Here is a 6,178-nt window from a genome sequence, read left to right on the forward strand (position 1 = left end):
CCCATCGCTTCGATCGGGGGAACCCATGAGCCCGTACACGAAGGACACCCACGACCGGCCGGAGCCCGAGGCGGCGCGGCCACCCGCAGACGAAGGCGCGGGCCCGTCGAAACTCGTCCTGTTCGGCCTCCTCCTCGGCCTGGTCCTCGGCCTGCTCGACGGCACGATCGTCGGCACGGCCCTGCCCACGATCGTCGGCGACCTGGGCGGCCTCGACCACCTGTCCTGGGTGGTGACCTCCTACCTGCTCACCGCATCCCTCTCCACCCCGATCTGGGGCAAGCTCGGAGACCTGTACGGACGCAAGGGCAGCTACGTCTGGTCGGTCACGGTGTTCCTCGCCGGCTCCGTACTCTCCGGACTCGCCCAGGACATGGGCCAGCTCATCGCCTTCCGCGCACTCCAGGGGCTCGGCGCGGGCGGCCTCATGGTCGGCGCGATCTCCATCATCGGTGTCATGCTGCCGCCCTCCCAGGCAGGCCGCTCCCAGGCGATGATCGGGGCCATGATGCCCGTCGCCCTGGTCGGCGGCCCGCTGCTCGGCGGCTTCCTGACCGACCAGCTGAACTGGCGCTGGGTCTTCTACGTCAACATCCCGATCGGCGCGCTCGCCCTCCTCATCATCGGGCTGCGCCTGCACCTGCGCACCGAGCGGGTCAAGGCGCGGATCGACTGCGCGGGCGCCGGCCTGCTCAGCGCCGCGATCCTGGCCCTCACCCTGGTGGGCAGCTGGGGCGGTACGCGGTACGCCTGGTCGTCGCCGCAGATCATCGGCCTCGGAGTGACGGGCGCCCTCGCCCTGGTGTGGTTCGCCCGGGTCGAGCGACGGGCCGCCGAACCGATCATCCCGCCCCGCCTGTTCGCCGACCGCAACTTCACGCTCGCCCAGGTCCTCACGTTCCTGGTGGGCGCCGCCATGCTCGGTGCGTCCGCCTACCTGCCGCTCTACATGCAGTTCGTACGCGGCGCGTCCTCGACGGCCAGCGGCATGCTGCTGCTTCCGCTGATGGCGGGGATGTTCGGCGCCCAACTCCTTCTCGGCAAGCTCCTCGCGGCCGGCGGCCGCTACCGCCCGTACCCCATCATCGGCGGCGCGCTGACGGCCCTGGGCGCGCTCGTCCTGCTGACGGTGGACACCGGCACACCCACGGCGGTGACCTCCGCGCTGACGCTCGTACTGGGCGTGGGCATGGGCCTGTTGATGCAGAGCACGCTGCTCGTCACCATCAACAGCGCGGCACCGCGCGACATGGGCGCCGCGACGGGAACCACCACCCTGGTCCGCACGATCGGCAGCTCCCTGGGCATCGCGGTGCTGGGCGCCGTCTACACGAGCCGCCTCCACGCCGCCGGAATGCCGGAGGGCGGCACGGCCTGGACCCCCGAGGCGGTACGCGGGATGCCGGAGGAGGTCCGGGAGGCGGTACGGACAGCGGTCACCGAAGGCCTGCACGGGGTGCTGGCCGGGGCGGCGCTGCTGGGGGCCGTGATCTTCCTGGCGGCCTGGCTGATGCGGGAGGTGCCGTTGCGGAAGGAGTGACGGGGCGTCGCCGCCGGAATCCGGGCGATGCCGGTCCTGTGGCTGTCCGGCGGGGTCAGGACCGGCCGTCCCGGCGCCGCTCGTAGAGCCACAGCGCATCGAGGTGGGACTCGGCGGAATGAGAGCCGGGACGCTGCCGCGGCGGGCCAAGACGGCGGGCCGCTTCCACGCACCGCTCGTCGTTGTGGAAGGCGAGCCCTTCCACAGCGGTGACCCGTACCTGGCGGTCCACGTCCTCCAGCAAGGTGAACATCGCGTCGGCCAGGGCAGGAGCACGGTCTTTGCCGTTGCCGACCGTGGAGCAGGCGTCCCGCCGTACCGCCGTGTCCGCGTCCGTCATCAGCACCAGCAGCGCCTCACGAACGTCGTCCGAGAAGGCAGGTGGCTCGAACCATGTGCCCAGGCCGGATGCCACCGCGCGTCGTACACCGACGTCGGGATGGCCGGCACAGGACAGAAGGGCGGCGTTGGCGCGCGAATCGGCGTGCTCTCCCAGCGCTTTGAGTACCTCGGTGAGGACGAGGCGGTCCGATTCCCGCGTCGACCACTCGGTGAAGATGTCCAGGGCGGGACCGGCGAACGCATCCGCTTCGCTGTCGTCGAAGAGATGGGTCAGTCTCAGCACCTCGGCACCGAACACCCGGTGCGAGGGATCGGGATGTGTACGCAGGGCCTCGGCAGCCGCCCAGGTCTCCTGATCGCGGCGGTGCGCCAGGAGGAGGGTGGCGCTGCCCCACGCGGAGTGGTCCTGGTCGAAGGGCAGTGCGCGTTCCATCAGTTCCTCGAACGAGGCGTGGATACCGAGCGGTTCCTCCAGGGCTGTGATGATCGCAGCATGCCCGTCCCGCACGGACATCCCTGCGAGGGTGAGTTCGCCGATGCTGTAGTACTCCTCGTCCTGGACCCGGGTCCGGACAACGGCCTCCTCGGCGCCCGTACGACGCCGGAGCTCGGCTTCGGCCCCCGCCTCGCACCAGTGGAATGCGAGATCACGGGCCTCCAGAAGCTCGGCCTCCTGGTACCGGCTCCGAATGCGCGGGTCCAGAAGCGCCTCGACCAGCGAGGGCGACCCCGACTCGACGGCCTCGCGCAGCGACAACAACTCGTCCGGCCGGCTCAGGCCGGGGTCGGCGCAGTGCTGGAGCAGCAGTTGGGCGATGGCTCCGCACCGCATGCGTACCGCGAGAGAGAAGGCGACGTGCTGCGCATCGGGATCGCAGCCCTCCCAGAGAATGCTCTCCACCAGGCCGGTGTTCCCGGCGCGAACCGCGGAGGCGAGAGCGGACTCGCCACCCGTTGCGGTGCTCGTCGCCATACCTGTGCCCGTATCCACGGCCCTGCCCCCTGTCGCGTACTCGCAGATCACTGTAGTTCGGTTCTGCCGAAGTGATTCGATCGCTCAAGGCCGGACGGGCGGCATCAGGTCGCTCTCGCTGACGGTGTACGTCAACGGGGGATAGACGAATTCCGATTCCTTGTTCTCGCGCCGCCGCATCCGGTAGAACTCGCGCCTCTGGTCCTCGTCGGCCGACATGAGACGCGCACCCTGCGGGAGGTACGGCAGTCCGTCGCGAAACCGGATGGAGGTCTTCGACGTCCGGAAGGTCAGACCCAACCACTGGTTGTCCGTCGCGCGGTCCGGCGCGGCCGGCACGATCTTGTGCCTGAGCCGCCGATTCGATTCGACGGAGAACGCGACGACACTGTGGTGGGCGAGGGGCACCTCGTACTTCTCGCCACCGGACCCCTTCGATTCGAAGATCAGCTTCCTGGACGGGCTCGCTTCACCATGCCGGTAGCAGGAGAAGACGGCGATGAACGAATCGTCTGCCAGGTCGAGCGCCTGGTCGGAATGGCTTCCCATGGTGGTGCAAGCGCGCGTGTAGCTTTCGATGAGGGCGTTGTTGAAGGCGGCCGGAAGCGCCGTACGTTCCTGAATCCGTCGCGCCAGCCGTTCGTGCACCGCACGGAATCGCTGCGGCGGGTTGCTGTATCGCGTGGTCGTGCGGACGAGAGGCACCCCGCCCGCCTCGTCGATTCTGGTCAGTGTGGCGCCTCGGCGGCCTTTTCCCGTGTCCTCCCAACGGGCCGACGCGGCCAGCTCCGCAAAGAGATTCTCCTCGCTCGGCAGAGCGAACGAGAGAATCTCATCCGAGATCCCGGAATTCGGGGGCAAGGTAATCTCCCGTGTTCATGCTGAAGTCGAACTGGTCGCCGTAGTCGATGAAGGACGAGGTCCTGTTCTCCTCGGAGTACAGCCGGCGCAGTTCGTCCATGCCTGCCGCTGTGGGCGGCCCCAGTTCCACCAGGTCTCCGGCCGCCGCCTTGAGGAACGTGCGGCCGTCCCTGTGAACGGCCTCGGCGCTCGAACAGCGCACCACGTATCCCAGGCGGGTCGGGAGCAGTCCGGCGTCCAGGCCCGAGGGGCGGATCTCGTGCGTGTACAGACGGTTGGTGGACAGCGGCATGAAGAAGACGGATCCGGGGTGGAGCGTCACGGTGAACTGGGAGGGGAGCGCCGCCCTGTCGAGGTCCTCGCGGTCGTCGCGGGTTTCGTGGCCTTCGGCCGGCTCCTTGAGGCGGAAGTGGAGCCGGGTCAGTCCGCTGGCACCCTTCACGCCGTAGTCGAAGGTGTCCTCGGCCAGGGGGCGCAGCTTGTCGAGTCCGTCGTAGAAGGTGCAGAAGGCCATGATGCCGTGGGCGGGCATGTCCTTGGTCTTGTCGGCATGGGCCGAGATCCTGGCCTTCGACTGCTTGCGCACGGCCGTGGCAGCGGTGTTGTGGTAGATCTGCGCGAGGACATGATTCAGCGGCGCCTGATTCCGGAAGACGGCGGCGGCCTCGTCGTTCAGAGCCTCGACGATGCGTGTGTCGGTCGGGCCGAAACTCTCCGTCGGGCCCGAGAGGTTCGTGGAGCACCGCAGCAGACGGAAATGCAGTGCGTCACCGTGGCGCGTGACGGGCGTCAGATAGATTCCGCTGCGATGGGCCGTTCCCGGCTTGGTGGACTCCGTCAGGGACTGGAACGCGTGCTCCGCACGGATGCGCCCGAAGTGATCGTCATCGAGTCCGAAGAAGCGGCGGTAGTACACACCGGCGCCGTGTACGCGCAGGGGGACCCGGCCGAGGCCGACGGGCGTCCACGGTTCGCCGGCGCTCCCGTCGTAGCCGTGTGACAGTTCGCGGATGACGAAGACCCGGTCGGCCGAACGCAGTCGGCCGCGGCTGATCCCGGACATGTCGCCGCACAGGTAGACGGTCCCCTGCGCGAGGCCGGGCGCGCCGGAAGCCAGGTCCTCCGGCGTGAGGATGTCCCCGAAGAAGTCCCTGATCCCGTCATGGTCATGCAGCTCCGAAGGCGCGACCAAGGTGTTGCCCGCAGCGTGAAGGCGGGCTTCCGTCGGTGCTGTCGTGTCCATCAACCCGTACCTGTCGTTCGCCTTGCTGTCCTTGCTGTCCTTGCTGTCTTTGCCGGCGGAGCACTCGAACCTTCGCGGACATGGCAATGGTCCGCACTCTTCCCTCGCGTGGCGAAGCGCAGAAGGAAAGGAGTCGGACCGCCGGGAATCCCGATGCTCTCACGGGGCCCGAAGGCGGGCAACGGGTATCTGCGGTACCCGCGGGGCGCGGGATCACTCCTGCCGCAGGGCGAGCCACAACTCCGTACGTACGTCCATGTCGTCCAGGTCCGCGCCCAGCAACACCCCGCACCGCGCGATGCGTTGGCGCACGGTATTGCGGTGCACGGACAGGGCCACCGCCGTCCGGTCCCAGTTGCCGTGCAGGGAGAGCCAGCAACGCAGGGTCTCGGCGAGCGGCGCGGTGAGCGGGGCGAGGAGTTCGCGGGCACGGTCTCCCGCCGGGCCGGGCGGGAGCAGCGCGGCGAGGCCGGACACCGGAGCGTCCACCACCATCGGGGCGCGGGTTGCCTCCGCCCGGCCGAGTGCGCGCGCGGCCCGGGTGTCGGCGGCCTCCAGCGCGTCGGCCGCGGCGGGGGCCGACGCGCCGAGCGTCCAGCCCGGCTGCGGGGTGATCCGGCCGTCGCCCGGGACCAGGACCCGTGCCGTGTCGCCCTCCGGGTCCGCGTCCACGAGGGCCGAGCCCAGGGCCGCGCCGAGCGCGCCCGCGGTGAGCGGGTCCGCCGCACCGCCGTCGCCGCGGCGCGCGTGCACCACCGTCCACCGCCCGTCGCCGTCCAGCAGCGGCGCGACGTCCGCCGGGTCCGCGCCGAGCAGCAGCCGGACGAGCGCCGCCGAGCGTGCCGCCGCGTCGGCGCCCTGGTGCGGGGCGGCCAGCAGGGAGAGCAGGACGACCGCGATCCCGGCGACGGTGTGGTCGCCCGGCTCGCGGTGGTCCGTGGCCAGGGTCAGGGCGAGCCCCTGCCCGCCGCCCAGCGCGTACGCCGACAGATGGGCGGCGCCTACGGTGTCGGTGGCCGAGGCGGGTGCCGGGCGGGTGTCCGGGGCGAGGACCCGGGCCAGCCGGGCCAGGGCCGCCCGCACCTCCGGGGCCGGTGGCCGGCCCGCCGCGTGCAGCTCCTCGCCGCCGGCCGTCAGCAGGGCCGCCCGCCCGGGCAGCCGGACCGCCAGCTGGTGCAGGACCGCGGGGATCGGGTCCGGCCTGGCCGCCGCGGCGGCC

The 6,178-nt window shown here is 70.6% G+C and carries 5 protein-coding genes; 1 reads left to right on the forward strand and 4 read right to left on the reverse strand.

Annotated elements, in window-relative coordinates:
* The first annotated feature begins 25 nt into the window (after positions 1–25).
* Complete coding sequence (locus JGS39_RS15155) at positions 26–1,540, forward strand: MDR family MFS transporter (protein WP_219569541.1); 1,515 nt, start codon at positions 26–28, stop codon at positions 1,538–1,540.
* A 55-nt stretch (positions 1,541–1,595) separates the two neighbouring features.
* On the opposite strand, the gene JGS39_RS15160 is transcribed toward JGS39_RS15155, so the two are convergent.
* From JGS39_RS15160 to JGS39_RS15175, 4 genes are all read right to left on the reverse strand, one after another.
* Complete coding sequence (locus tag JGS39_RS15160; protein ID WP_219569543.1) at positions 1,596–2,855, reverse strand: HEAT repeat domain-containing protein; 1,260 nt, start codon at positions 2,853–2,855, stop codon at positions 1,596–1,598.
* Between the two features lie 84 nt (positions 2,856–2,939).
* A complete protein-coding gene (locus tag JGS39_RS15165) occupies positions 2,940–3,716 on the reverse strand; it encodes an alpha-ketoglutarate-dependent dioxygenase AlkB (protein ID WP_219569545.1) in 777 nt (258 codons plus the stop codon).
* Positions 3,688–4,959 (reverse strand): hypothetical protein, encoded by a 1,272-nt coding sequence (locus JGS39_RS15170; RefSeq protein WP_219569546.1) that lies wholly within the window; start codon positions 4,957–4,959, stop codon positions 3,688–3,690. The genes JGS39_RS15165 and JGS39_RS15170 overlap by 29 nt, the downstream gene beginning before the upstream one ends.
* A gap of 213 nt (positions 4,960–5,172) precedes the next feature.
* On the reverse strand, positions 5,173–6,178 hold a 1,006-nt coding region (locus JGS39_RS15175; protein WP_219569548.1), incomplete at its 5' end, for a helix-turn-helix domain-containing protein.

This window comes from Streptomyces poriferorum, from assembly GCF_019399235.1.
GTDB lineage: Bacteria > Actinomycetota > Actinomycetes > Streptomycetales > Streptomycetaceae > Streptomyces > Streptomyces poriferorum.